22 protein-coding genes, 1 other RNA gene and 4 pseudogenes are annotated in these 25,420 nt (G+C 39.0%); 2 read left to right on the top strand and 25 right to left on the bottom strand.

From position 1 onward, the window contains the following. Window positions 1-575 precede the first annotated feature (575 nt). From H8S54_RS14575 to H8S54_RS14520, 12 genes and pseudogenes are all read right to left on the bottom strand, one after another. A complete protein-coding gene (locus H8S54_RS14575) occupies window positions 576-1,958 on the bottom strand; it encodes an RES domain-containing protein (RefSeq protein ID WP_186901731.1) in 1,383 nt (460 codons plus the stop codon). A 146-nt stretch (window positions 1,959-2,104) separates the two neighbouring features. Next, entirely contained in the window at window positions 2,105-2,779 is a 675-nt protein-coding gene (locus H8S54_RS14570; protein ID WP_186901730.1) for a hypothetical protein, read from the bottom strand. Window positions 2,780-2,866: 87 nt separating this feature from the next. Then, window positions 2,867-3,052: a hypothetical protein gene (locus H8S54_RS14565; RefSeq protein ID WP_186901729.1), complete on the bottom strand. Its 186-nt coding sequence runs from the start codon at window positions 3,050-3,052 to the stop codon at window positions 2,867-2,869. Window positions 3,053-3,685: 633 nt separating this feature from the next. After that, window positions 3,686-4,882 carry a polysaccharide biosynthesis C-terminal domain-containing protein gene (locus tag H8S54_RS14560; RefSeq protein ID WP_207725621.1) on the bottom strand — a complete coding sequence of 399 codons (1,197 nt, stop codon included), beginning with the start codon at window positions 4,880-4,882 and terminating at the stop codon, window positions 3,686-3,688. 26 nt (window positions 4,883-4,908) lie between these two features. Further along, window positions 4,909-6,084, bottom strand: coding sequence for a non-hydrolyzing UDP-N-acetylglucosamine 2-epimerase (wecB, locus tag H8S54_RS14555; RefSeq protein WP_186901728.1), 1,176 nt, complete (start codon window positions 6,082-6,084; stop codon window positions 4,909-4,911). A gap of 26 nt (window positions 6,085-6,110) precedes the next feature. After that, window positions 6,111-6,959, bottom strand: a pseudogene (locus H8S54_RS14550) (polysaccharide biosynthesis protein); the annotation flags it as partial. A 64-nt stretch (window positions 6,960-7,023) separates the two neighbouring features. Then, complete coding sequence (locus tag H8S54_RS14545; protein ID WP_186901727.1) at window positions 7,024-7,926, bottom strand: hypothetical protein; 903 nt, start codon at window positions 7,924-7,926, stop codon at window positions 7,024-7,026. 318 nt (window positions 7,927-8,244) lie between these two features. Continuing rightward, window positions 8,245-8,391 (bottom strand): annotated as a pseudogene (locus H8S54_RS18340) (group II intron maturase-specific domain-containing protein); the annotation flags it as partial. Window positions 8,392-8,496: 105 nt separating this feature from the next. Further along, window positions 8,497-8,805 (bottom strand): annotated as a pseudogene (locus H8S54_RS14535) (polysaccharide biosynthesis protein); the annotation flags it as partial. 432 nt (window positions 8,806-9,237) lie between these two features. Beyond that, on the bottom strand, window positions 9,238-10,323 hold the full coding sequence (locus tag H8S54_RS14530) for a hypothetical protein (RefSeq protein WP_186901726.1): 1,086 nt from the start codon (window positions 10,321-10,323) through the stop codon (window positions 9,238-9,240). A gap of 56 nt (window positions 10,324-10,379) precedes the next feature. Further along, window positions 10,380-10,979, bottom strand: a complete 600-nt coding sequence (locus tag H8S54_RS14525; protein WP_186901725.1) for a hypothetical protein — start codon at window positions 10,977-10,979, stop codon at window positions 10,380-10,382. A gap of 47 nt (window positions 10,980-11,026) precedes the next feature. Beyond that, on the bottom strand, window positions 11,027-12,364 hold the full coding sequence (locus H8S54_RS14520) for a TIR domain-containing protein (protein ID WP_186901724.1): 1,338 nt from the start codon (window positions 12,362-12,364) through the stop codon (window positions 11,027-11,029). Between the two features lie 170 nt (window positions 12,365-12,534). Between H8S54_RS14520 and H8S54_RS18335 the strand changes: the two genes are divergently transcribed. Beyond that, window positions 12,535-13,032, top strand: a complete 498-nt coding sequence (locus tag H8S54_RS18335; protein WP_330600196.1) for a transposase — start codon at window positions 12,535-12,537, stop codon at window positions 13,030-13,032. A 122-nt stretch (window positions 13,033-13,154) separates the two neighbouring features. Here the strand turns inward: H8S54_RS18335 and H8S54_RS14510 are convergent. From H8S54_RS14510 to ssrA, 8 genes and pseudogenes are all read right to left on the bottom strand, one after another. Further along, window positions 13,155-13,391 (bottom strand): annotated as a pseudogene (locus H8S54_RS14510) (polysaccharide biosynthesis protein); the annotation flags it as partial. 27 nt (window positions 13,392-13,418) lie between these two features. Beyond that, the gene (locus H8S54_RS14505; protein ID WP_330600195.1) at window positions 13,419-14,741 is read right to left on the bottom strand and encodes an ISL3 family transposase; all 1,323 of its coding nucleotides are present in this window, start codon (window positions 14,739-14,741) and stop codon (window positions 13,419-13,421) included. Then, window positions 14,734-15,177 (bottom strand): transposase family protein, encoded by a 444-nt coding sequence (locus H8S54_RS18330; RefSeq protein WP_173829196.1) that lies wholly within the window; start codon window positions 15,175-15,177, stop codon window positions 14,734-14,736. Before H8S54_RS18330 ends, H8S54_RS14505 begins: the two co-directional genes overlap by 8 nt. Next, window positions 15,135-16,166, bottom strand: coding sequence for an ATP-binding protein (locus tag H8S54_RS14495; RefSeq protein ID WP_186901723.1), 1,032 nt, complete (start codon window positions 16,164-16,166; stop codon window positions 15,135-15,137). The genes H8S54_RS18330 and H8S54_RS14495 overlap by 43 nt, the downstream gene beginning before the upstream one ends. A gap of 109 nt (window positions 16,167-16,275) precedes the next feature. Continuing rightward, window positions 16,276-16,848, bottom strand: coding sequence for a hypothetical protein (locus H8S54_RS14490; protein WP_186901722.1), 573 nt, complete (start codon window positions 16,846-16,848; stop codon window positions 16,276-16,278). Continuing rightward, window positions 16,820-17,887 carry a M48 family metalloprotease gene (locus H8S54_RS14485; RefSeq protein ID WP_186901721.1) on the bottom strand — a complete coding sequence of 356 codons (1,068 nt, stop codon included), beginning with the start codon at window positions 17,885-17,887 and terminating at the stop codon, window positions 16,820-16,822. The genes H8S54_RS14490 and H8S54_RS14485 overlap by 29 nt, the downstream gene beginning before the upstream one ends. Window positions 17,888-18,062: 175 nt before the next feature. Beyond that, entirely contained in the window at window positions 18,063-18,980 is a 918-nt protein-coding gene (locus tag H8S54_RS14480) for a tyrosine-type recombinase/integrase (protein WP_186901720.1), read from the bottom strand. Window positions 18,981-19,118: 138 nt separating this feature from the next. Continuing rightward, window positions 19,119-19,468: a transfer-messenger RNA gene (gene ssrA, locus H8S54_RS14475) on the bottom strand. A 207-nt stretch (window positions 19,469-19,675) separates the two neighbouring features. Here ssrA and H8S54_RS14470 point away from each other — a divergent pair. Continuing rightward, window positions 19,676-21,391, top strand: a complete 1,716-nt coding sequence (locus H8S54_RS14470; RefSeq protein ID WP_186901719.1) for an AAA family ATPase — start codon at window positions 19,676-19,678, stop codon at window positions 21,389-21,391. 92 nt (window positions 21,392-21,483) lie between these two features. Here H8S54_RS14470 and H8S54_RS14465 read toward each other — a convergent pair whose 3' ends face one another. The 5 genes from H8S54_RS14465 to H8S54_RS14445 all read right to left on the bottom strand — a co-directional run bounded on the left by H8S54_RS14465 (window position 21,484) and on the right by H8S54_RS14445 (window position 25,420). Further along, entirely contained in the window at window positions 21,484-22,491 is a 1,008-nt protein-coding gene (locus H8S54_RS14465) for an aldo/keto reductase (RefSeq protein ID WP_186901718.1), read from the bottom strand. A 122-nt stretch (window positions 22,492-22,613) separates the two neighbouring features. After that, window positions 22,614-23,171: an elongation factor P gene (gene efp / locus H8S54_RS14460; RefSeq protein ID WP_021926717.1), complete on the bottom strand. Its 558-nt coding sequence runs from the start codon at window positions 23,169-23,171 to the stop codon at window positions 22,614-22,616. 135 nt (window positions 23,172-23,306) lie between these two features. Continuing rightward, window positions 23,307-23,810, bottom strand: coding sequence for a shikimate kinase (locus H8S54_RS14455; protein WP_117854211.1), 504 nt, complete (start codon window positions 23,808-23,810; stop codon window positions 23,307-23,309). Beyond that, window positions 23,807-24,310: a YqeG family HAD IIIA-type phosphatase gene (locus tag H8S54_RS14450; RefSeq protein WP_173765400.1), complete on the bottom strand. Its 504-nt coding sequence runs from the start codon at window positions 24,308-24,310 to the stop codon at window positions 23,807-23,809. The genes H8S54_RS14455 and H8S54_RS14450 overlap by 4 nt, the downstream gene beginning before the upstream one ends. A gap of 234 nt (window positions 24,311-24,544) precedes the next feature. After that, on the bottom strand, window positions 24,545-25,420 hold the full coding sequence (locus tag H8S54_RS14445; protein ID WP_186901717.1) for a patatin-like phospholipase family protein: 876 nt from the start codon (window positions 25,418-25,420) through the stop codon (window positions 24,545-24,547).

Genomic DNA, 25,420 nt, shown 5'->3' with positions numbered 1-25,420 from the left:
TGAGTTTGGCTTGCGACACCATTCTCATCATATCACAGGAGGCTTTATTTTGTTATCCTCACCGCTTCCGCCTACTCCATTCTCCCCAGCATAGCTGGGGGATTAGGCTTTTCATTTACGTCTTATTTTTCACTCGGTGGTTTTGTTTCATGTAAGCCTTTGGCTACAACCCCCACATTCTTTCTGATACCTGCCCCTCAGTGGCTCTTGTTACTGGGAACACGGGTCTGTCCCCAATGCTAGACTGGACACTAAAATTATCTGAATAAACCACTTTTCTTTGAATTTTAATATTGCTAATTTCTCAGCTCGCCACTAATTAGATTTGATTTCTTGTCACGGATCTGGCTACAACTGATTTTCATTACTCTCCTCATCATAGTATTCACAACAAATACATGGCAATCCCTCATACATTTTAAACCCTTCATAGTGTACACAATCGCCACATTGACCCTTTTGTATTATATTATCATATTCCGGACATGTATCCTTATCTATTACATATAAACTATTCATTTTTGATTCTCCTTTCTTGCCAATCTATAGTAGTTTATTTATAAACACAATTTCACTTACTCTGGTATCACATCTCTGCTGCCTTCTACATATTCAAAGTAGTCATCCTTCCACAGTACGCAACAGTTGTATCCTGTACTCCTATATCTAATTCCATCAATTCCTATTTCTTTACAGCATGAAGCAACATAATTAGGGAGCAGATATTCATGCACCGTTCTACCCGCTTCATTTTCTACAGTAAAACGCAAGTGCTCAATGAAGCGATTCGTTTTCTTTATATCTCCCGACAAATCCAGTAATTTCACAGGTTTTACAGCTTTAAGTCCGATTACTTGCACACGAGGCTTTGTTCCGCCACTGTGTTTATAGATTTCTTTCAATGCACCTTCCTTACCTTCGGCAATATAATAACAGCTTCTACCTACCTCGTTATACCGTCCATGCGCAGAAACATTCGTAGGGGCCTTCATCATCTCAGAATCATGATATGGACGCTGATGTTCACCTAATGTCCTTGCATGATAATATGTAATGTCCTCAAAGCTGACAAAATAATTCCAATTCTTAAGCATCTCATATATTCTAATACCTACCGGATGATGTAAAGCAAAAGCAAAATTTTGTTCCAATTTACTTTCAAAGGAAAGCAACTCATCAAGTGAAAATTCTTCAAACAATTCAAGCGAACTCGCTACCACTGTAATCTGATCCGCAGAAAGCTTATTGTCCGGTGAATCTTTGTAATAGAAGACTTTTTCTTTAGGATCAAACTGAATCTTCTCAGACTGCATCAGTTTCTTAGCAGTCGTTTTAGTCAAAGACTTTAATATTCTTTTACCGCCTCGTGGTAAATCCAAATCGTTATAATTTGGCAATATCCTTACCACTGCAAAATTCTGTGCTGCAATACTGCGCTCCAACACATCATTTAAAGCAAATGCATTGTTCCACTGTGTTGTTAACTCATCTATATAATCAGAAATGGCAGTTATTCCACTGCCCATTGCCTGAACGCTAATTTCATACTGTGTCCGAAACTCTTGCAACTCAGGTGTTATCGATGCCGTTTCAAATACAGCGAGAACATCTGAGTTAAATGGATTCATATCTCGATACGGCTGTATGGCTGCAGTTAAAACATTTAACGCCCCAGCCATTGAACTCAGAACACTATCTGGAACCAATGTTTGTGCTACAGAGGATAGGGGCGCGGTTGTAGCGGCAATGCCTAAATTATTTTGTTCTATTAAGTTGGTATCCTGCAATACTTGAGTAAGCGGTGCCTGTTGTACTCTTACTTGTTCCGCAACACTTGCTCCTACCTGAATTGCCTGACTATCCAAAATGTGTGCTTCTCGTTCTTCCATTCTTCTTATAGCTTTATCATAGGCTGTTTCTGAAGTATGAATGGAGTTCTCACCTGATTTTTTTATCATTCATATCCCTCTCATATGTTTCTAAAGCAAAAATTTTCTTTATCTGTATTTTTTTCACATCTCAGCCTCCTTATCAGCGGTGCCTGCTGCTCTAACGAAGAGGTGTGTAATTATTTGAGCAACGATACTCTGGGTTCACCGTTTACCTAACACCATACCGCAAAAGGACATATTTTGTAATATTCTTCACTGCACTTAATTAATTCTCCAAATATGTAAAAATCAAATCCTTTAGAACGTTCCACTCTCCAAGTTAAATGCCGGATATTCTTTTTCATTTTAGGACTAGACATATGAAGCATAATCCCATATAAATAATCCTTGTTCTTCTTATCATCTAAGCAATTTTGTTTTATAAACTTTGTATTTCCACTTTCTAATACTATGACAAAAGTATTATTCCCTATATACCTAAGTTCATCTTCTAGTCTATTAGAAAATAAAGATAGGCCTGTTTCTTCATCATAAATATCACTTATAACAAAATACGCTTTACCTACAAAATAAATACTTTCATTAAACGGTTGATTATGAGAAATAATTTCCTGAATAGAAATTTCTTCCTTTTTCAAATGATTAATAAGCAACTGTGCTTTTTTAGATGTTGATATTACCATTTTTTCTTGTTCTGATATTGAAGTTTTGCTCTGTCCTAATATAGTCGATTTAATTATATTCATCAAATTACTTTTTATTGATGCATCAATATTCGTTGTATCTTCTTTCATTGTGCATATTTCTACAGCATCTCCAAATAATTGAGAATACAAACCATCAATAATATTATCATCCAAATACACAAACGAATAATACGTTTTCATTATATTTCAGTGCCTCATATGAACAGTTTATATATTTTATGACTCATCACACTGTTTCCATAGCAGTTATTGCGCTCTAAAGCATTATCATAAATAATTATGATTTATTATATTAACATCTCCATCCAATATAACTCCTATCATATATAGCTTCCCATACTGATCCAGAAGCATTGCTCCGTCTATTTCTCCAAGGGCTTTAATCCATCTGTTGTTCATCGTTTTATTCACTGCAACCTGATATCCTGCCTTAGATAATCTAATTGATTCCATCGGCGCATTTTCAGTAAAAAGTAACATTGTTCCATGTTTTTGTCGTTTTGCACTTTCTACAATAGACCATATCTCTTCTGCATCAGTTTGAAATATCTTTTCATAACATGAACAGAAATTCTTTTTATCATCATCTTTAAAAATTCTGACTTTTCTATTCTCAAAAATTATTTTATCATTTCCAGGGCCACAAAAAAACTATTTACCAACACCATTAAATTCTGCCAGGGAAACTTTTTTACACCCCAAACCATATATTTATTATTTACTTTATTGCCTTCTACGGTATCACAGTTTTCCTGCTCCTATTCCAAGGCACATTTATTATCCAAATTTCTTAACATTTCCTGAATCTCTTACAATCAGGATTTACCGTTTCTTCCATTATACCATTTTTTTCCAATTCTCTTCTTTCGTTATACCGAATGCTTCCATTTCTTTTTTTCGACATATGTTACATAATTCCTGTATAGTATTTTCTGTCTTTGGGGTATTTTATTGTAATATTCTGACTATTTTGGATAAAAAATATTCCGCCAATTAACTTGCTTACTATTCAACATTTCTTCCCGGACATATTAGTACATTCCACCAATATATCCGGGACTCCTTACCCATAACTTCTTTATTCTCTTACACCGGTTCCCCAAACGTATCCGGCTTTCCCGGATCAAACACCTCATTGCATGTCATAACCGTCACAAGATCTTCTGTCTCGCTAAGGTTAATAATATTGTGAGTCCATCCCGGTATCATATAAATCGCCTCAATTTTATCTCCTGAAACTTCAAAAGATACCTTCTCTCCGGTATTAATATTTCGTTCTTCAATCAAACCATGACCATGAACTACAATAAACTGTTCCCATTTACTGTTATGCCAATGCTGACCTTTGGTAATACCGGGCTTGCTGATGTTAATACTTACCTGACCGCAGTCTTTGGTATGCACAAGCTCGGTAAAGGAACCGCGGTTGTCGCAATTCATCTTCATAGCGTATTTGAATTTATCTGTTGGAAAATAAGTCAAATATAAGGAAAAAAGCTTTTTGGCGAAGCTTCCTTCTGGCATCTTAGGCATCAGCAGAGTGATAGGCTGCTCCTTAAACTGCTGCAAAAGATCAACAATCTCACCAAGAGTAGCTTTATGGGTTATCGGAACACAGCAGTAACGACCATCTTCTTTTAAAACAGTTTCCACACCGTCGAACTCACAGTGCTGCTCTTTTCCTTCCAGAAGATCAAACATGCCTTCCACAAGATCATCAATGTAAAGGACTTCCAGCTCTGTGCTTCTGTCATTTACAGTAAATTCTTCGTCATTGGCCACTGCCCAGCAGAAGGTAGAAATGGCACTATTGTATTTCGGACGGCTATGACCCATAAGGTTAACAAAGCGGTATACATATACCTTTGCTCCTGTTTCTTCCCCGTACTGGAAGAAAAGCTCCTCTCCGGCTTTCTTGCTGCGGCCATATTCGGAATTGCCGAAACGTCCGGCGAGAGTAGCCTGGACAGAGGACGAAAGCATAATAGATGCTTTATTGTTATACTTCTTCAAAGTATCCAGCAGCTGAGATGCAAAGCCAAAATTTCCTTTCATGAAATCTTCCGGATTCTCAGGTCTGTTGACTCCCGCAAGGTTGAAAACAAAATCAGCTTTCTGACAATATTCATCCAGTTCTTCTGAAGTTGAGTCAATGTCATACTCATAGATCTCATCAATTTTGATTGCAGGCCTTGTTCTGTTCTTGTTATCACGGATGTTTTTCAGATTGTTAACCAAAGCTGTTCCTACCATGCCTTTGGCACCTGTCACTAAAATATTCATTTTAATCCTCCAAAGAAATAACTAGATTATTTCTGATCTTTTCTCCAGACCATCTTATTTACTACATTTACATATCCCTGAATGATCCTTACAACCTTCATGGACACTGTCTCATCTGTATAATCCGGGCAAGGTTTTCCAAGGATTCCCTTTTCCTTCATATCAATGGCCATGGAAGTAGCCTGCAGCAATTCATTTGTCGTAATACCTGCAAGAATAAAGTTTCCCGCTTCCAAAGCTTCCGGTCTCTCAGTGGATGTGCGGATACAAACCGCCGCAATAGGATGTCCGATGGAAAGATAGAAAGAGGACTCCTCAGGCAGTGTACCGGAATCTGATACAATTGCCAGGGCATTCATCTGCAGCTTATTATAATCGTTAAAGCCTAAAGGCTCGTTGACGCGCACACGAGGATCCAGCTTAAATCCGCTCTTTTCCAGGCGATTCTTAGAACGAGGATGACAGGAGTACAGGATCGGCATATCGTATTTCTCGGCAAGCGCATTGATTGCTGTGAAAAGACTGGTAAAGTTCTTCTCTGTGTCAATATTCTCCTCACGATGAGCAGATAAAAGAATATATTTATTCGGCTCCAGGCCCAAACGCTCCAGAACATCAGATGCCTCAATCTTGTCCAGGTTTCCGTGAAGGACCTCCGCCATAGGGGAACCTGTTACATAAGTTCTCTCTTTTGGCATTCCCATTTCGTGAAGATATTTTCTTGCAGGCTCTGAATACGGCAGATTCACATCAGAAATCACATCCACGATTCGACGGTTTGTTTCCTCCGGAAGGCACTCATCCTTACAGCGATTGCCCGCTTCCATATGGAAAATAGGAATATGCAGTCTCTTGGCAGAAATGGCAGACAGACAGGAATTGGTATCTCCCAGCACAAGAAGTGCATCCGGCTTCAGTTCTTCCATCACTTCATATGTCTGAGCCAAAATATTCCCACAAGTCTCTCCAAGATGATTTCCTACAACATGAAGCAGGATATCAGATCCGCCAAGGTCAAAATCCTCCCAGAAAACAGTAGACAGATTCTTGTCCCAGTTCTGATTGGTATAAACAATACAGGTATCAAAATACTCGCGGCATCTTTTCATAACTGCTGCCAGACGGATAATCTCCGGTCTGGTTCCACAAACGATCATACACTTAATCGCACCATTATTTTTCCATTTAAAATCGTAAGACATTGTTTTTCTCCCTCTTCTGTCCAGTTTTATTTCTGCTCCATTTTCGCCAGTTCTTCCTGAATATAGGTTAAAGACGCTATCTTCTCTTTCGTTTCCTCAAGATCTAATCTTCTTGTATTATTGGAATTGAACTCTGTAAGAGTATTTCTCTCTTCATCGCCTTCCTTGAAATATTTATCATAATTTAAACCACGGTTGTCTGCAGGCACACGGTAGAAATTGCCCATGTCAACCGCCTTTGCACATTCTTCATTAGTAAGAAGAGTCTCGTACATCTTTTCACCATGGCGAATACCGATTACCTTAATATCCTCTTTCTTTCCTCCAAAGAGTTCGCAGACAGCCTCTGCCTGTGTCTGGATGGTACATGCAGGCGCTTTCTGGATTAACAGGTCTCCATTTTCACCATGCTCAAATGCAAACAGAACAAGGTCAACAGCCTCCTCCAGACTCATAATAAATCGGGTCATAGACGGCTCTGTCAGTGTGATCGGATTGCCATTCTTAATCTGGTCAATCCAAAGCGGAATAACAGATCCACGGCTGCACATAACATTTCCATAACGAGTACAGCAGATTTTTGTCTTTCCGGACATACGGGATTTGGCTACTGCAACCTTCTCTTCTACAGCTTTGGTGATACCCATTGCATTAATAGGATATGCAGCTTTATCTGTGGAAAGGCAGATAACAGATTCCACCCCTTCTTCAATTGCAGCAGTTAAAACATTATCGGTACCAATTACATTGGTGCGAACTGCTTCCATCGGGAAAAACTCGCAAGACGGAACCTGCTTCAGGGCAGCTGCATGGAAAATGTAGTCAACGCCGTGCATTGCACCTTTTACAGACTGAAGATCACGAACATCTCCTATGCCCTGTGTGTTAGGATAGTTGTCAGCGTTTTTTCAATTCATTTTCATTGATTTTCAATATTTTTTACTTCCCTTTATCAACATTCAAATAGGAACATTGCTTTTCAACTATTCCATCCTCAGTCTCTTCTACCTTAATATTACTGATAAAAATCATTTCATAATGCATTGCAGTCTCAACCAGTGCCCATAACTTGTCAAATTCAATTTCCCTTTTGGGCTGACTCTGATAAATACATTGCATAATTGCTTGTGACACAGAGAAAGCAGAATCCTCTCCGCAACTCAAATCAACACCATCTTCTAATACATCAGAAATCTCCTTAAACAAATCTGACGATGTTAATGCATCTTTATAGCAAAATGATTTCAGTTCATCTTTGTCAAAATCCAATTTTTCATATTCGCCTGAGGGTATTCCCCAAAATGGTAACAAATCATACTCTTGCAGTATTTTGCAAAACACAATCATAAAATTATACAGCTGTACAAATTCACTTTCCTTTAGAAATGTCCATTTATCAATAAAGAAATGAGTCTCATCATTTCGCAAGTCTTTTAATGTTGCCAAGGCAGTGTTTACAATCTTTTTATCTTGTAGATTCTCCTCGTAGTAAGTGCTAAATAAGTTGTCTGTTTTTTTACAGATAAAACTATAATTTGCGGAATGACACTTTTCTGCATCAGTCGGCAACAAATTTAAAAAGAATTCATTTAAATCTGTTGCCGCATTAAATGCATCCTGCAACTTGCGATCTGGGTCATGATTAGCCCGTATCTTTTCACACACACTATGATCTCCAGTATCAAGCATACGTTGTTTTATAAACAGCTCAGTAGCATTGTGAAGTGACGCTACAAAATTTTTTCTATACTTTAGAGTCGTCATTCCATTCATAATATCATCTGCGTATGAAATTGCAGACTCCCATGCTTCCAATGCATTATTCAGCAAAATACGTTTCATATCACATCTCTTTCCTTTTCAATATCCTAAAAGATTATTCTTTGTTCTTTTCTTCATTTCCATCATAAAAGTTCCTTATCGGTCGAGTAGACACACCAATTACTTGGTGTGCCCCTCACAGATCCGGACGTGCGGCTTTTCCGCATCCGGCTCTTTACGGAACTAATTATTCTACAGCTATTCATATATGCTCACATATATTCTCGGTTTAGCTAGTGGATATGCCTTTGTAAGCATGTCCAGAAATCCACTCCACCGGTAACTTCTTCTCTGACTTCTTCTGTTCATCCAGAAGAACAGGCTCTTCGTCACCCTGTATCAGAAGGATGTTATTGACCTTGAATTATCTGTGATTCCATAGTAATGATAATATCCAACAAGAATCTGATTAAGTTTCTTCACTATCTCTTTCACGGGTAATGTTCTCATTTCTCCTATCAGTTTGTGAACTTCCTTGCATTTATGGCTGAACTTCTTCCTGCTGGTTTTCCTCTTTACTCTGAACTTACCGTTTTTGCCATGTGAACAGTAGTGTGTCCTTACCGGGGTCTGACCCCAATGCTAGCACACTTCCATAGGAAAGAACTCACAGGACGGAACCTGCTTCAGGGCAGCTGCATGGAAAATATAGTCAACGCCATGCATTGCACTTTTTACAGACTGAAGGTCACGAACATCTCCTATGTAAAATTTAATCTTGTCTGCCACTTCCGGCATCTTCACCTGGAATTCATGGCGCATATCATCCTGCTTCTTCTCATCACGGGAAAAGATGCGGATCTCCCCAATGTCAGTTCTCAGAGAACGGTTTAGAACCGCATTTCCAAAAGAACCTGTTCCTCCGGTGATCATAAGTGTTTTTCCTGTAAATAATGACATTCTATATTCCTCTCATTCCTATTATGTATTTGCGTAAATAATAAATACCCCTGTTATGGTCTTGTTTCAAAAGCAGTAATTCTGCTTTTCAAGCAAAGCTACAACCTTTACTTAGGGCAGCATATTATGGTAATTGTTTTGGAAATTGTACGCTATCAACATCTATCATAATATGCTCCAAAGTTTAGTTTCTTAATCGATCCAACATTCGCATTGGATTTTATACATTTTTAAGAAACTTTTTATCTTACTTTAACTATCTTCATTTTTTCTTACCGGGGTCTGACCCCAATGCTACGTTACTAACACGATTCATACTGTTACTCCCATAAGATATCTTGCATATTTTTATAATTCTAACACATAATTATTAATTTTTATCGGTCAATACATGTTTTAATATATTGAATACCAAGATTCATTTTTGTACTATTATTGCTTCAATTTATTTTTTAGCCTTTCCATAATAGTCATACTACTCTTCTCTAAATCATAAATCAAAGCGATTGGTTCGCGTTTTTTTTCAAAATAATCATTTAGCTGAGTTGCCGTATATGTAATCAAACCGCCCGAAATAGCAAGTCCTGCTGACATCTGAGCCGAGAAGTCTCCCGAAAAAGCTTCAATAACCGTCGAAGATGCTGACAATACCGTAGTCAACCCACCAATCGCCGTCATAACACCATGTTTTTTAAGTGCATATTTGTAATCATCAATAGCCTTTTCAAGAGATTGGATTATCTCATTTTTAGATTTACCATCCAATTCCAAATCCACCCATCTTCTAAAACGATGTATTTTTTTCATTGATTCAGCATCTTTTCTCATCTCCAACACTTGTTTCCATTTTAATCGCTCTTCAACAATTACAGGCATATTAGATAAACACACCTCGTATGCACTATGTGTCGTCTGCTTTTCAAATTCAGATAGATTAGGAATAGGAAATAGGTCAAACTGAAAAACTGCATTAATTCCTGAATTATGTTTATATCGTTGCAATTGAAATTGTGCCATTTCTTCGTCATGAACCAAAAGACTCTCTTCAAACGCTGTATGTCCAAGGTAAATCGGTACGATTTCTATGCCATAAATACGTTTAAAACTATTAACAACCTGTTTTAGCCCTACATTTCTTGAACCACTAAATAGAAACTCAAGTCCTAAAACATCTTCTTCAACCGTATAAAATGGGCGATTCTGACCAACATATGGCATAATCCTTAAGCCATCGATTTCAGCATCTTTGAAGTTTATTTCTTTGATTTTCTTTCCTTCAAGAAGAGCCTTCCGTATGAATCCTACTTCATTAAAACTTCTTATACTTTCTTCAATTTCTTCGATGACACAAACGCTCAATGGAATTTTATCATATTCCAATATACGTCCATATTGAGAATGTCTAAAATCACTCGGTATCCATATCTTATCAAATAAAATAGCAGTTGTTTTAGGGTGATATAATCCTGTTGCAACAGTATCACCTTGATTATAATTTAAAAGACGATAATTTGGCATATTTTGTCCCTTCCTTCAATGTAACCAATGCAATCAGCATCGGCTTTCAATGAGTCCTATTTTTCTTTCCACATATCTGTTGCCTCATATTGTTGCTTTCTCCATTCACGTTCAAGTAAATTTCTTATTCCATTAAATATTCTCCCTTGATAATCATTTAAAATTGAGCATCTCAAGTCATACATTTTCTGTCGTGCTTTTACAACCACCTCTTGGCTTTCTATATATGTTTCTGTGGCATTAGGAGACTCTTTCAGCTTCTTATATTGTTGATTTATTATGTTACTTTGGTCAACAATTTCAAAAACCTTGCTCCGAACTACACTCATATTATTATGGATTTCTTCATCTTGCTCAAATAACAACAATACTATTGCAAAATGATATCGTGTTAATTCATTATAGATTTCCTCTAAATTATCCTCTTGTCCACTACATATTCGTGCAATCTGAGTAAAATATAAAGAAGAACTTTCTCTTAAAGAATTCGACCATTTGTCACGACTAGCAGTAATCGTGCCTAAGTATCCTGAACGTTTCGCAACTTTATTTGAATATCTTAACGATATTATTGAAACAATTACTGCTGCTATTGATGCTAAAAAAGTCAAGCCTATTCCGATAGCAGAAAATATATTAAATAATTCATTAGACATTTAATCTCCTCTAAGTTCAAAATAGATTTTGTATTCTAAAATTACCATCACTTTGCGATTTTCAACAATATACTTGGTATGTCTGAATAATCAGAACACCAAATTACATTTAACCCTAGTGAATTTGCATCCTGCTCAAAAAGCATCGTAGCAATTTCGTCAGTTCTGCTTTTCTGGGGTGATTTTTTCATAATAATATAATGCTTACATCTCTGATTTCTTCTCCATGAAATATCCAGTAATCTTCTTAAGTTTGGATCAGATAAACTTAACCCAACAAATAAGCATACATTTGTAGAAAATGTATTTAACTGTATTAAATTTGACCAACTATATGGGTCAATAAACTGAGAATGGTATGCTTCCTCACTGAAAACTAGATTAGGTTTTATAATATCTCTCTTATTTGGCAAAAAACCATGTACATGGAAAATTGGTAAAGCATCTATCCCATATGCTTGACCTTCTTTCCATATTGAGATATGTTCAATGTTATGATTTGACAAAGCTCCCTCTATCAAATCATCAAAATTAAAAGTAATTATTGATTCTAATCGTTTCCCCCTTCTTTTTGGACGAGAAAGCTCAACTATTGCTTTCATCATATTTGTTTCCAAATTAGGGTTAATAGGTTCAAATTCATAGAATTGATTGTAATATAAATAAAGATGCTTTTGAACAGTTTTGTTGAAATCATCCTTTAATATTATTTTTAAATATTTTCCCAGAATTAAATTTGATTGTGGCATAAGCGAAAGCAAAGATTCCGCTGTAACTTTATTTTCTGTATTCAAATCATGGTCATTTGAATAGACCTCATTAAGGATATTAACTAAGAGTTCATTCCAAGTAGGTATGGATGAATCCCTTGATACACCTGCACCACATACTAAGGTCAGTTGATTATCAATTAGTGCTGCTTTTAATAAATCTATTTTTTCTTCTAAATTATTTTCTTCCACCTGAGCGATTCCCTTTTTTTGAAAAAGCGATGGGTTATCTTCGATATTGCTTAATTTTGCAATATCCGTTAATACTGCTGAAATAATTTCTTCTTCGGTTTTAACTTTCCTATATTGAAATTGAGCTATGAAGCTGGGGACAAATACATCACCTACCACAACAGGAAGTAGCCGAATATTGTTTGTGCCTAATACAACTGAACTCAATTCAGCTTGTGCCCATGATGAACTTAAAAAGTTTTCAGTAATAATAGCAATAAAAATATCCGATTCATACAATGCATTTTTTATTTTTTCAATCCAATTTTCTCCTATGTTTATATCAATTGCATTGAAAACTGTATGTCCTTGTTTGCGCAAACTATCAGCAAGATTTGTATAGATATCTTCATCCTTGCTAGAATGACTAATAAAAATTTTCATTTGTATCACCTCTATATATTTATAATATTAGCCATGAGCAAAACTCCGCACATTCAGTATTTATGCGGGTTTGCGAGGCATGGCATACCTCTTTATCACTCATAATTTATAGTAACAATCAGCTCCAAATGGTATAATTAAGTTGTCAAAATTAATTTCCCAGAAAGGAGCTGATTGCTATCTACCGTCAAGAAATTATTGAAGATATCCGACTTTTTACTTCCCAACCTGTTGCCAGATTTTATGACTCACTTTTTCTGAATCTGGATTTATCTTCCGTTCCAGAGTATCCGTCCAACGGACGTAAAGGATTTTCAAACCATTCCATGATCTGTTCCTTTATTGTCATGAAATGCGAAGGTTTTTCTATGGTTACGGAACTTGTTGATTACCTCAACAATAATCTACTCATCGCCCATTACTGCGGTTTTGATATTACTGTTCCACTTCCATCTTACTGGACTTTTGACCGTTTCCTTAAAAACTTTGATTACTCTATACTTTCCGATATCATGAAGTCCCAAGTACTCATTCTTTCGGAGCATGGAATCATAGACTCTTCTTTTATCGGACTTGATTCCACCCCGGTTGCTGCAAATTTTTTACCGGGGTCTGACCCTTTCGTATCTCTTACGGGTAATGTTCTCATTTCTCCTATCAGTTTGTGAACTTCCTTGCATTTATGGCTGAACTTCTTCCTGCTGGTTTTCCTCTTTACTCTGAACTTACCGTTTTTGCCATGTGAACAGTAGTGTGTCCTTACCGGGGTCTGACCCCAATGCTAGCACACTTCCATAGGAAAGAACTCACAGGACGGAACCTGCTTCAGGGCAGCTGCATGGAAAATATAGTCAACGCCATGCATTGCACTTTTTACAGACTGAAGGTCACGAACATCTCCTATGTAAAATTTAATCTTGTCTGCCACTTCCGGCATCTTCACCTGGAATTCATGTCGCATATCATCCTGCTTCTTCTCGTCACGGGAAAAGATGCGGATCTCCCCAATATCAGTTCTCAGAAAACGTAAACGGTAGAACGGTTCTTTCCATGCTTAGTTGAATTTAACGTGAAAGAGTTCTCCGAATAGCACTTTCGCCTTCAATAGTTCAAAACTGTTTCGACCATACATTACCCGTTTTATGACTTTGATTTTATTTACACTGCCTTCTGCTAAGCCATTATTATACGAATATATAATTCCATTTTTTACAGCAGTTATATCCTTTTTTATGCCGTTTATGAATGTTTGAAGTTCAGGGATATCATATTTTTGTGCTGCATTGATCCATTCATCTATTTTTGTAGGATTTTTAGAGAATATGACATTACAAAAGTCTTTGGTTAATGTATATAACTCACTTAATAAAGGATATTTTTTTAATACTTCCTGATACTGTTTGACAGTGATTGTGCCAATATCCTCGAGTTTTTTATAAACCAGCTGGCATAAGGATTTCCTTTGCACATATTCAGAATGCGGCTTTTCTGTTTCATTCTGTTCATGCATTCGTGTTCTTTCTTTTTTCATAAACATTCGTAACGAAGCTACACTGCCAGTATATCCCTTTTTACAAATAATATCATGTATTTGGGGATACGTTAATCCCTGACTCCTGAGTTTTATTACCTCGTTCTCATATGGAGCTAATTTTCCTGGAATTCGAACATTATAGTGACCATTTGTAACTGAAAAATCAGGATTTAAATAATTTTGTATAGTCTTATGGGCACGGTGCATCTGAGATGCAATCTGCTCAATCGGATATCCTGCCAAAGCCATTTTTCTTGCTTCTTTTATTTCCTGTTCTTTTTGTTTTATTGCCAGCTGGTGTTGCCGTTCCCTGGCAATTTCCTTACTTTCTGGAATCTGGTCTTCTGGAATCGCAAGATATTTTTGGATTGTTTTAGGTGATGAATGTAACAATAATGCTATATCCGATATGGTCAGTCCTTCCCTGCGTTTTTCATGGGCGAATTTTATACGCAATGACCGGTTTGCAGTGTTATATAATGCTTTCATTTCATCCGTAACGCCTTCTGTTAATGGTATTTCAACCCTTGCAGGAAACTCACGAAATATATATTTACAGATAACTTCCGAAAGTCCCTTTATCAAGTGAAAACGGTCACTAATCTGTATGACATCAGGATGAGAATTTGTAGCAGCGGATGCGTATGTAATGGCTCCATCCCTTGAAATAACTTCGATATTGTGAAACGTTTTCAGCCAGTTGCAGACAACATTTGTATCTCTTGACGGAATCATATCAACAATCCGATGATTTTCCAAATTTATCATAACTGTTCCATAAGAAAATCTTTTACGGAGAGCAAAGTCATCCACACATACCATTTTTACAGAAGATTTATCCACAATGGATGGCATTTTTTTTAAGCAGATCGCAGATGCTGCTTTTGCAAACTGAAATATTTTCGCTTTTTAAAAGTTTAGAAGCATTCAACGAGCTTAGTTGGGATGATGTATATAAAATATTTTGGATTAACCTGTTCGTTTTTTTCGATTTAGCAGCCACAAATGGATGTTTCTCGGAAAAAGTTTTATGAGAACAGTCCAGATTCATACATCGCATTTTCCTGGTATCCACCAACAGAATGACCTTTTTTCCTTGCATAGGAAGATCTTGAATTTCTCTTTCATAAATAGAATGAACTTTAGATGTTTTTCTTCCACAAAACGGACATTCTAATTCAGCTATTGTTGATGCAATATGAAAAATCACTTTATCTTCTTTTATGCGATATTGTATTAGTTCATAGGCTGGGTCAAGTAACTTAATAAATTCGTCCATATAAATATCCCTCTTGGTAAATATATTTTGAATGTATTATATAACTTTAGCACATCAATTTCAACCAAGTGTGGAAAGAACCGATCAAATTGGTAGATTACTTTTACGTTGTGGGAGATCATTTTCTGGGTGAGGTCGAACAGGCGGGCAATCTGATCACGGTTTTCACCGGAAATACGGTCAATGTCCTCGTAGACCAGAAGGATTTTGTGATCCAGCTTATCCAGATCCTGACAGAAGCCCTGAAATTCGGTTACCTGATCATTTTCACCTGTGCCCAAAATAGAATTGAATTGTTTTCCCCAGGCATTTTCAGACAGCGCACGCTGCAGCTTTCTGGAATATCTGGGGTAGATGCGGTTGGCACGAAGGACTTTTTCCAATTGCTGAAACAGGTAGGAATCTATGGCGGACATGTTGCAGGTCAGAGGCTCTACCTGGATCACTTCGTATTTGTCCTGATTTCGTTCTATGTACCGGTCTGCCAGAAAGGTTTTGCCGCTGCCCCAGGTACCATTTATGCCAACTGCATCCACCTCAGATAAATAGAGGGAAAGCCGCTCCAGATCACTTTCACGGGTTGGAAAGAGCTTCATGGAAGCGGAGGTCTCATAGAACCGCTGTTGCTCTTTTTGCAATTTCATCTGAAGAAGCCAGAAGATAATGTATTCAGCGATGCAGGTTTCCAAAAGCAGGAATCGAAACCAGGAGTTGTTGTTCCATATATCTACCACGGTACAGCCATTGGCAAGCTTAGATATAAGGAAGCCTATAGCCGCAAAAGCTCCGGCTGTAAGAAATTCCTGGAGAATTTCCGTATTTCGGTAGTCTCCGGCTGCAAAATATAAAATCAGAATTGCTGCTGCATAGATTCCCAGATACAGATTTGTGCTGATTCCCGGAAGGAGTATGTAAAACAGGAGGAAGCTTAAGGTGGTGACTTCCGTGATTTTTTTCAATTGAAGGAATATGTGATTTTTATTTTGCATTTAGCCAGACTCCTTTTCCTTTGTGAAATTACTCGGCATGTTTTCCGTTTCTTTCAATACTTTTCTTTTCCATTATTTTGTTCATATTTTGGAGGTGTTTCGTTATAAGTCATGAGGTAACATGTCCAATCACCTGTTCCTTCAAATAAATCATTTCCGCTTCTATATCTATCATTTTGTTTTTATATAAGTGCTTTATGGCCTTTTCACAGTTCATTTTTCCCGGATATTCTAATTGCCTGCCCTGGCACCACATTTCAAATCTATGTTCAAAATCATTTTCCTTTATTCCTACCTTGTAGCAATCCTGCTGATGTAGGAAATATAGTATGTACGCTTCTTCTTTTTCAACTTCCTGTTTCGTAGATTTCTGAATAAAAAAGGCTGCAGAGATTAAAAGCTGCAGATAATTCCAAAAAGTATCTGGAATGCTGATCGCAGCAAATAGTTCCAGGCCTGCTACAACGGCATTTTTCAGATTTAAGCGAACATTTCCTAATTTGTAGGAAGCAGATTCATTTCCAAGGAATATCATTCCACTTCTTGCATCATCCGGGATTACAAGTACATGCTGATCCATAATCTGGCTTGCAGTTTCTTCACTCAGATTAAGTGTAGCTGCCTTTTCCATAAGATTGTGTTTCAGAAGATTATCATATTTCAGTGCTTCCTGCAGTGTCATACTCGTTCTCTCCTCTCATTTTTCTTCTTTTTTCTACGTGTATTATTTTATCTAATTTTCCCCGTTCCATTTTCAAAAGAACCTGTTCCTTGTATTCTTTGAAGATGTCAAGAAAATCTCTATATAAATCATTGCCTGATACTGCATCAAATTCGTATTCGTCCTTGTTTACAACTGCGAACAGGCGACGCTTTCGTTTGTCAGGAGTAGGATGGCTTGGATCATAAAATCTGGTTTTATACAAGATCCGGTCTGTATAATAGTATAAATCAAAGAAATCCATATACATCATGGGCGCCAGATAAGTATAATCTTCCAAAATGTGTTCCTTATCAGCATCCATAATAATTCTCAGAACAATGTCATAAGCCACCATATCTGCATCATATTCTTTTCTTTCGAGATGTTTTTCCGAATACTTCTTTCCGATATGTGCGAAATATGCATGTGCCATTTCATGGGCCAAACTGAAAACCAGAATCGTCCAATAGCAGCTTTCTGCAAGCTGTAAAATCTGGGTATCGTTTGACAGCAGTTTTAAAAGGGCGTTATTGGCTTCCACGCCCTGCATTTTTCCAAAGATACAGACATCATTCAGCAAAAACAGTACATATTTAAAGCATTCACCATAAACTTCCAGATTTTCAAATTCCTTGGACCACTTAAATGCTGCTGCCAAAAATGCAATCATTGTAGATTCCAGGAGCTCGTCAATATGGATAAAGATGGGATTCACCTGGTCATCGTATAGATAGCTATTGATGCTCTGCTGGTAGTTGTTGCTTAATATAATAGAGTTATCTTCATAATCGTATTCCCTTTTAAAATATTTTTTAACCAGTTCAAACATTTTTGTGAGGTTGTACTTTTCCATGTTTTCCCGGAGTTGTTCTTCTGTAAAAGCTCCGTTAAAATTTTGCAGCATTCTCTGGATGCCTGTTTTATCATTTTGTACGGATTTGTCGCCGGAGCGGTGTAGGATATAATCGTATATCTGTGGAACCATGTATTCTTTTGTTTTGGGAAAGGATTTTTCCATTGGCAATCATCTCCTTTTTGGGGATATAGATTATTGGACTTTCATAGTTTAGCATATTTTGAGGGATTTAGTGAAAGAATTTGAAATTTCTGCTTAATTTCGCCAGATTTTTGTATAACAAAAAGACCACCTGTTTTTGCAGCTGGTTGATATAACTATATTGCCACGACTTGCCTTACGCAACTTTTACAATATTCATATTATTCCGTGGATGCAGTTCTCTTAAAATGTCTGCCTGTTTTTTGGCAGCTACGTGGATGTAGATCTGGGTGGTTTTAATGGAAGAATGACCCAGGAGCTGCTGTACGCAGCTTACGTCGACGCCTTCCTCTATAAGGTATGTTGCAAAGGAATGACGAAACATATGGGGAGTGATTTTTCTTTGTATTCCTGCCTTTAGTGTATATTTCTTCAGCATGAGCCGAATTGATTGTTCTGTATAGCGATTTCCCCTGTTGTTTATAAAAAAATAGCCGGACTTTTTTATTTCGGGCTCATTTTCTTCATAATATTTTCTTAAAATGTCCAAAACGGCTGTATTGCTGATTTGGATATATCTTTCTTTTCTGCCTTTTCCCATAATTCGTATCAGGCCAGAATTTAAATTTATATTTTCTGCCCGAATGTTGGAGATCTCATAAACTCTGGCACCTGTAGCGAAAAATACTTCGATAACTGAGGCGTCACGTAAAGTGTGCTTATATTGAATTCCTGAAAGACTGCTTATGCTGGCATATATGTAATTGAGCAGCTGCTCGATTTCTTCCCGGGGTATGATGCGCGGAAGAATGATGGTTTCTTTAAATTTTACTTTTATTTTCCGAAAAGGATTTTGTTCTACCAGTTCCTCTTCCTCTAAGTAACTGTAAAAGGCTTTTATGGAGGCAATTTTTCTTTTTATTGTTTTCTGCTTGTATTTTTTGTGTAGTTCTGTGATGTACTGTTCGATGGCTTCTTTTTCTGGTTCATCGCTTTGTACATAGAAAAAGAACTGGGTTAAATCAATTCGGTATGCTTTTATTGTTTTCGCATCCAGTTCTTTTCTGTAGATACAGTATTCTAAGTATGGTTTTACTTTTTCTTGTAAGTTCATAGTGATACCCCTTTTTCTCTTTTTGGTATCACAGTACTGGAAAAGATGAAGTTTGTCAAAAAAAGCCCCGGAAGCATCGAGAGTTCAATGTTTCCGGGGCTTGCCCTGTGGGTGCCATAATGAGCACCCTTATCTCTTAAGTGGACCTGGCGGGAATTGAACCCGCGTCCGAAAGTCTATCCCTTGCGGCATCTCCCATCACAGTCGCTGTATTAACATTCCCTTTGCAGCACGCCCACCGACAGGCTTACTGCTTCAGTAGCTTCATAATACATCTACCGGGGCAAAGCTTACCCGGCAAGGTTTCTCACAAGGTCGACGCCAGACTCCTGAAGTGTGAGTGCAACAGGACTGACGGGCAGCACTTAGGCTGCCATTACTAACTGATCGTCAGCGTTTATATTTAGAATTTCCCGTTATTACGCAGTTCGGGAGACTGCGGATGGCTTCCACAACTTCAAAACCCCCGTCGAAACCAGTACAAGCCCTAAATGGATTATAATAGGTAGTTCTGGTACGCAGACGAAGTTTAAGCGGTTGCGCTTTTGGTTTATTATAAGGCAAACGGCTTCAGGTTGTCAAGGGATAGTTTCTGGTGCTTCATCTTGCCATTTATTCCTTCAGATGATAAAATCAAAATACATGAGAGGTATTTTAGGTTCAGGAGTATAGCTTTGGAAGGGAGCGTGAAAAATATGGCGGCATTGCTGAAGCTTCCGGTTGGCATTGAAGATTTTCGGGAGATTCGCCGACTTGGTTTTTACTATATTGATAAAACGAAATTGATTGAACAGCTTCTTGACAACTGGGGAAAGGTAAATCTGTTTACAAGACCCCGGCGTTTTGGAAAAACACTGAACATGAGTATGCTCCGTTATTTTTTCGAAATCGGGGCTGATAGCACCTTATTTGAGGGACTTAATATTTCACAAAGAAAGGATCTTGTGGAAGAATATCTTGGGAAGTTTCCTGTAATATTTCTTACATTAAAAGGTGTCGAGGGCGAAACCTTTGCAAAAGCGAAAGCGAAGCTGGTTAAGTTAGTTGCTCTGGAGGCAGAGCGATTCCATTTTCTGAAAGACAGTGACAGACTGACAGAAAATGAAAAAGCCAGATATGGTGCATTGGTTCAAATGAGCAGCGGCAAATATTTGATGGATGATGAAACCCTTGAAGCGGCACTGCAGACATTATCGGAATTGTTGTTTCACTATTATGGGCAGAAGACCATCATCTTGATTGATGAGTATGATGTTCCTTTGGACAAGGCATATCAAAACGGCTATTACCAGGAAATGCTGTCACTGCTTCGCGCGTTATTCGGAGATGCTCTGAAAACCAACCAGTTCCTGCAGTTTGCAGTTTTAACCGGATGTCTGCGTGTTTCGAAGGAGAGTATTTTCACTGGTCTGAATAATTTCAAGGTTTTGTCCATTACAGATGTTCGCTTTGATGAACAATTTGGTTTCACTGAAGAGGAAGTAAGCAAACTGCTGAAGACCTATCATTTGGAAGGGCATTTGCCTGAAATAAAAGAGTGGTACGATGGTTACCATTTTGGAGCTGCAGATATTTATTGTCCATGGGATGTGATCAATCATGTAGATCTCCTTTGTAAGAATCCAACAGCAATGCCACAGTGCTACTGGATCAATACCAGCGGAAACATTCTTGTCAAAAATTTCATCACCAGGGCAAACAAGACAACCCAGGATGAAATCGAGCGTTTGGTTGCAGGCGAGCCTATTGAAAAAAATGTCAGATTGGAATTGACCTACGATGAGATTGACAATAGTATTGAAAATATCTGGAGTGTTTTATTTACCACAGGCTATCTGACCCAAGCCGGAATCACAGACCAGGGCGCATATAAGCTGGTCATTCCCAATAAAGAAGTGAAAGAGGTCTATAAGGTTCAAATACAGGAATGGTTTGATAAAAAAGTACGTGCGAATACGGAACAATTAACCTTTCTCTGGAAGTCTGTTGAAGAAGGAAATGTATCATCAATAGAACAATATTTAAATCGGACTCTTAGTAATTCCATCAGTGTCTTTGACACGAAAGCACCGGAAAAAGAAAAGGAGAGTTCTTATCATACGTTTTTGGTAGGCTTGCTGATTGGAAACACGAACTGGGTGGTTCGGTCAAATGTGGAGGCTGGGGAAGGCTTTGCAGATATCATTATTAAACCGGAAAATCCAGATGCAGGGATTGTCTTTGAGCTTAAGTATTCAAAAGACATATCAGGCTTAGATAAGGCCTGTGCAAAAGCGATTGAGCAAATTAAGAGCCGGAGATATTATGAGTATTTGAGAAATGACGGACGCCACGATATAACACTTTACGGTATCGCTTTCTATAAGAAAAGATGTAAGGTTGTTGTTGAAAAACGAAAAGAAGAATGGTAAATAATAACAGCCTGTTTTTTCCAGGAGCCCCGGAAGTATTGAGGATTCAATGCTTCCGGGACTTACTTGTAGAGCGAACATGTCACCTGATTCTATTCTCCGAATTCCTCGGCCACCTTCTTCAGCATCTCCCGGATTGGAAGATGGTATGGACATCTGGTTTCGCATTTGCCGCAGCCTACGCAGGCGGATGCTTTTACCCCAAGGCTTCCGTAGCGGTCCCTTGCCCAATCTGCAAGGTTATAGCGTTCCAGATAGCCTGCGAAAAGGAAGGCGCTTGGAATGCTGATTCCTACTGTACATGGCGCACAGTAATTGCAGCGGCGGCAGAAATTGGTGCCAAGCTGACGGCGGATTTCTTCCATTTGGGAAAGCTCCTCCTTAGTAAGGGGTGTGGTGTCTGCGCATGCTTTAATGTTTTCTTCTAATTCGGATACCTCTGCCATTCCCGGGATCACCACGGTAACGGCAGGATTGGAACAGACGTAGCGAAGGGCAAGGGTTCCGTTCTCAATAGCGCCGCCGGCCAGAGGTTTCATGGCGATGAAGCCTACGTTTTTCTCCTGGCATTTGCGGATCAGCTCTTCGCCCTGACTTTCTACTATATTATATGGGAACATGATGGTCTCCACCCAGTCAAGGCTTAAAGCCCGTTCAAACACTTCTGTGGAATGTGCGGTAAGACCGATGTGATTGATTTTGCCTGCTGCCTTGGCTTCCATGAGGGCTTCCAGTGCGCCCCCTTCGCCTACAACTGTATCCAGCTGCTCCATGCTTGGGTTATGTACCTGGTACAGATCAATGTGGTCTGTGCGAAGATTTCCAAGACTTTTCTCAATATCTGCTGCCATAGCATCCTTGGTTCTGGCCATACTCTTGGTGGCAAGCACAAACTTGTCCCGGATTCCCTCCAATGCATAACCAAGATATTCCTCACTGACTGTATAGCCTCTTGCGGTGTCAATGTAGTTAACACCTTCATCCATAAGCTGCTTCATCAGTGCCTTGGTTCCCTCTGCGTCAATTCTCTGAATGGGGATTCCGCCAAAGCCCATCCTTGAAATCCGAAGTCCTGTTTTTCCTAATGTCGTGTACTCCATGTTTCGTCTCCTCCTGTAATTATTCGATTAGCAATATACATTTATCATGCTGTTATCCGCATACAAAATATGCCACCGGCGCAATCGCCGATGGCACATAAAGCCTTACGCTTATTCAAACATTAAACACGGGACAGATACTCACCTGTTCTGGTATCGATCTTAAGCTTGTCTCCCTGGTTAACGAACAGAGGAACCATAACCTGTGCTCCAGTCTCAACTGTAGCTGGCTTGGTAGCACCCTGTGCTGTATTTCCAGCGAATCCTGGCTCTGTCTCTGTAACTACAAGCTCAACGAATAACGGTGGCTCGATAGCGAATACATTGCCATTGTGGGAACAGATCTTAACCATCTCGTTCTCTTTAACAAACTTCAGAGAATCGCCAACCTGCTCTTCTGTAAGACCAACCTGGTCAAATGTCTCTACGTTCATGAAGTAGTATAATCCGCCGTCATTGTACAGATACTGCATATCAACACGCTCAATACGTGCTGTAGGGAATTTCTCTGTAGGACGGAAGGATTTCTCTAATACGGATCCTGTGATAATGTTTTTGTATTTGGTTCTAACGAAAGCAGCTCCTTTACCCGGCTTAACATGCTGAAATTCTACGATCTGACAAACGTTGCCATCAATTTCTACTGTGACACCGTTTCTGAAATCACCTGCTGAAATCATAATTAATTTTTCCTCCTTATAGTGCTTGTGACTAGCAATATTTTATAATATATGTACCATTTTTTCAACTACTTTTTTTATAATGAGAGATTTTTCTTGAAAATCATGGATATGGAACCGACTCACAGCTCACTCTCAGGGAAGCTTACTCTCAATTTCCTTGATCAGCTCCTCGAAAGGCTTCACGCCTGTTACTACCTCAATATCTGCAAATTTATGATAGATCGGGTCGCGCTGCTTCAGAAGCTTCTTGATCTTCTCTTCCTGGTTGTCCCCTTCCAGAAGTGGATTGTTGTTTCCTTCCAGTCTCTTGCGGAAGGTTTCAGCAGAGCCCTTCAGGTAAACAACTGTGCCAAGCTGTTTGATATATTTCTCATTCTGCTCCTGGATCGGAAGACCTGCACCAAGGGAAATCACTTTCTTCTCCTTGTCCTCAATCAGTGCCTTCACGGTCATAGTCTCCAGTGCGCGGTAATATGGCTCCCCAAATCTCTGAAAGATCTCCTTCACAGGCATGTTCATTTTGCGGACGATCACCTTGTCTACATCTACAAATGTCAGTCCCAGGTCACTGGACAGACGTTTCCCCACTCTTGTCTTGCCAGAACCCATAAATCCGATAACCACAATATGGTTCATGAATTCTTCTCCTCCTTGGTATAAAAATGTAATACGATTCTTTCCAGATAGCGCTTCAGCACGATCTGGATCTCTTCCTTCGGGTGTATAGGCTTCACCAAAATGTTGCGAAGACCGGCATTCTTAGCCCCCCAAATGTCCGTAAACAGCTGGTCTCCGATGAATACCGTATTCCCGGGGTTTGTTCCAAGCCGCTCCATAGCTCTCTCATAGCCTCTTCTGGATGGCTTGGCTGCCAGTTCAATATATTCGGCACCCACAAGACTGGCAAAGGGTGCAACTCTTTTTTTCTTATTGTTGGACACCAGACAGCAGGAAAACCCTATGTCCCGCAGCTCCTTAAAAAGCTGTATGGCTCTCTCGTCGGCCGGTGCCCCATGAGGAACCAGGGTATTGTCAACGTCGAACAAAAGCCCTCGATAGCCCTCCTGGTATAATTTCTTATAGTTTACTACATATGCTGAATCCAGATATTCATCTGGAAAAAAGCGTTCAAACATTCTGTTACATCCTTTATTTCTTTATATTCTGTCAGAAGCTCCCTAGTACAGCGAATATTAAGTAACCGCCATATTGACTTGTCTGATTTTTCATATGCTGCGTTGTCGTCAATCGCCGTAGCCACCGCTACGCCTCATTCCTCCGCCTTGCATATGAGAAAATCATCCTACGTCAATATAGCAGATACTTAATTTACGCTGTACTAGAGCGTGTTTGAAAAAGGCTTTCTGCAATCAGCTGTGCAGGTAAGCCTGCAGCTCCTCATAGCGCTCCTTCATTACCTCATAGCCATGCTGATAAAAATCCATCAGCTTGTCCTTATTGGTCTCTGCTCTTCCTACGGCAGGCATCTCTGGGCGAATTACAAAAATGTGTCCCTCCTGCTCCCATTTCTCTATAAGCTCCAGGGTCCGGTTGTAATTGCGGTAGCGGTTATATAAGGTATTCAGGAGCTCCGGATAATGGCGAAAGGCAGCTACATAAACAGGTGTGCTTTTACCGGGCTTCTTCTTGCGGTAGCCCTTATTTCTGGTAAGGATCACCACATTCTTGCGATAGCCCTTCTCCATGGCATGGATCAGGGGAATGGAATCTGCGACTCCTCCGTCCAGGTAGGGAACTCCGTCTATCTCCACAGCAGGACTTACAAGGGGAATGCTGGAGGAGGCTCTTCCGATATCCATCAGCCGCTGCCTGTCATGCTTCTCAGACATATATTCCGCATCACCTGTCAGGCAGTTTGTCACTACCATTTCACACTGGATATCGGACTGGAAAAAGGTGTCAAAATCAAAGGGAAAGAGCTCATTTGGATACCTGTCAAATAGCATGTCCATATCAAAAAGCTGGTGCTTCTTAAGGGCAGCCCTGGTGGCAATGTAGCTATTCTCCTTGTCCTCTACAATCATACAGTCCCTGGTGCGCCCCGGCTGATGGGAAACATAGTCAAGGGCATTGCAGGAGCCTGCGGAAACCCCCACAACATAGGGGAATTTCACATCCTTTTCCATAAGGAAATCCAATGCTCCTGCTGTAAATACGCCTCTGTTTCCTCCACCCTCCAGAATAAGAGAGGATGAAACTTCTGTTGCTTCTGTTGCTTCTGTCAT

The organism is Blautia segnis, assembly GCF_014287535.1.
GTDB classification, from domain to species: Bacteria; Bacillota; Clostridia; order Lachnospirales; family Lachnospiraceae; genus Blautia_A; species Blautia_A acetigignens.
Note: the sequence above shows the minus strand (reverse complement) of the source record. Positions and strands in the feature narration are given on the sequence as shown.

Bases quoted from the DNA above. Each gene is read 5' to 3' on its own strand.
- H8S54_RS14575 (WP_186901731.1), bottom strand. From the start codon at position 1,958: ATGATAAAAAAATCAGGTGAGAACTCCATTCATACTTCAGAAACAGCC.
- H8S54_RS14570 (WP_186901730.1), bottom strand. From the start codon at position 2,779: ATGAAAACGTATTATTCGTTTGTGTATTTGGATGATAATATTATTGAT.
- H8S54_RS14565 (WP_186901729.1), bottom strand. From the start codon at position 3,052: ATGGAATCAATTAGATTATCTAAGGCAGGATATCAGGTTGCAGTGAAT.
- H8S54_RS14560 (WP_207725621.1), bottom strand. From the start codon at position 4,882: ATGAATATTTTAGTGACAGGTGCCAAAGGCATGGTAGGAACAGCTTTG.
- wecB (WP_186901728.1), bottom strand. From the start codon at position 6,084: ATGTCTTACGATTTTAAATGGAAAAATAATGGTGCGATTAAGTGTATG.
- H8S54_RS14545 (WP_186901727.1), bottom strand. From the start codon at position 7,926: ATGAAACGTATTTTGCTGAATAATGCATTGGAAGCATGGGAGTCTGCA.
- H8S54_RS14530 (WP_186901726.1), bottom strand. From the start codon at position 10,323: ATGCCAAATTATCGTCTTTTAAATTATAATCAAGGTGATACTGTTGCA.
- H8S54_RS14525 (WP_186901725.1), bottom strand. From the start codon at position 10,979: ATGTCTAATGAATTATTTAATATATTTTCTGCTATCGGAATAGGCTTG.
- H8S54_RS14520 (WP_186901724.1), bottom strand. From the start codon at position 12,364: ATGAAAATTTTTATTAGTCATTCTAGCAAGGATGAAGATATCTATACA.
- H8S54_RS18330 (WP_173829196.1), bottom strand. From the start codon at position 15,177: ATGGACGAATTTATTAAGTTACTTGACCCAGCCTATGAACTAATACAA.
- H8S54_RS14495 (WP_186901723.1), bottom strand. From the start codon at position 16,166: ATGCAAAATAAAAATCACATATTCCTTCAATTGAAAAAAATCACGGAA.
- H8S54_RS14490 (WP_186901722.1), bottom strand. From the start codon at position 16,848: ATGACACTGCAGGAAGCACTGAAATATGATAATCTTCTGAAACACAAT.
- H8S54_RS14485 (WP_186901721.1), bottom strand. From the start codon at position 17,887: ATGGAAAAATCCTTTCCCAAAACAAAAGAATACATGGTTCCACAGATA.
- H8S54_RS14480 (WP_186901720.1), bottom strand. From the start codon at position 18,980: ATGAACTTACAAGAAAAAGTAAAACCATACTTAGAATACTGTATCTAC.
- H8S54_RS14470 (WP_186901719.1), top strand. From the start codon at position 19,676: ATGGCGGCATTGCTGAAGCTTCCGGTTGGCATTGAAGATTTTCGGGAG.
- H8S54_RS14465 (WP_186901718.1), bottom strand. From the start codon at position 22,491: ATGGAGTACACGACATTAGGAAAAACAGGACTTCGGATTTCAAGGATG.
- efp (WP_021926717.1), bottom strand. From the start codon at position 23,171: ATGATTTCAGCAGGTGATTTCAGAAACGGTGTCACAGTAGAAATTGAT.
- H8S54_RS14455 (WP_117854211.1), bottom strand. From the start codon at position 23,810: ATGAACCATATTGTGGTTATCGGATTTATGGGTTCTGGCAAGACAAGA.
- H8S54_RS14450 (WP_173765400.1), bottom strand. From the start codon at position 24,310: ATGTTTGAACGCTTTTTTCCAGATGAATATCTGGATTCAGCATATGTA.
- H8S54_RS14445 (WP_186901717.1), bottom strand. From the start codon at position 25,420: ATGACAGAAGCAACAGAAGCAACAGAAGTTTCATCCTCTCTTATTCTG.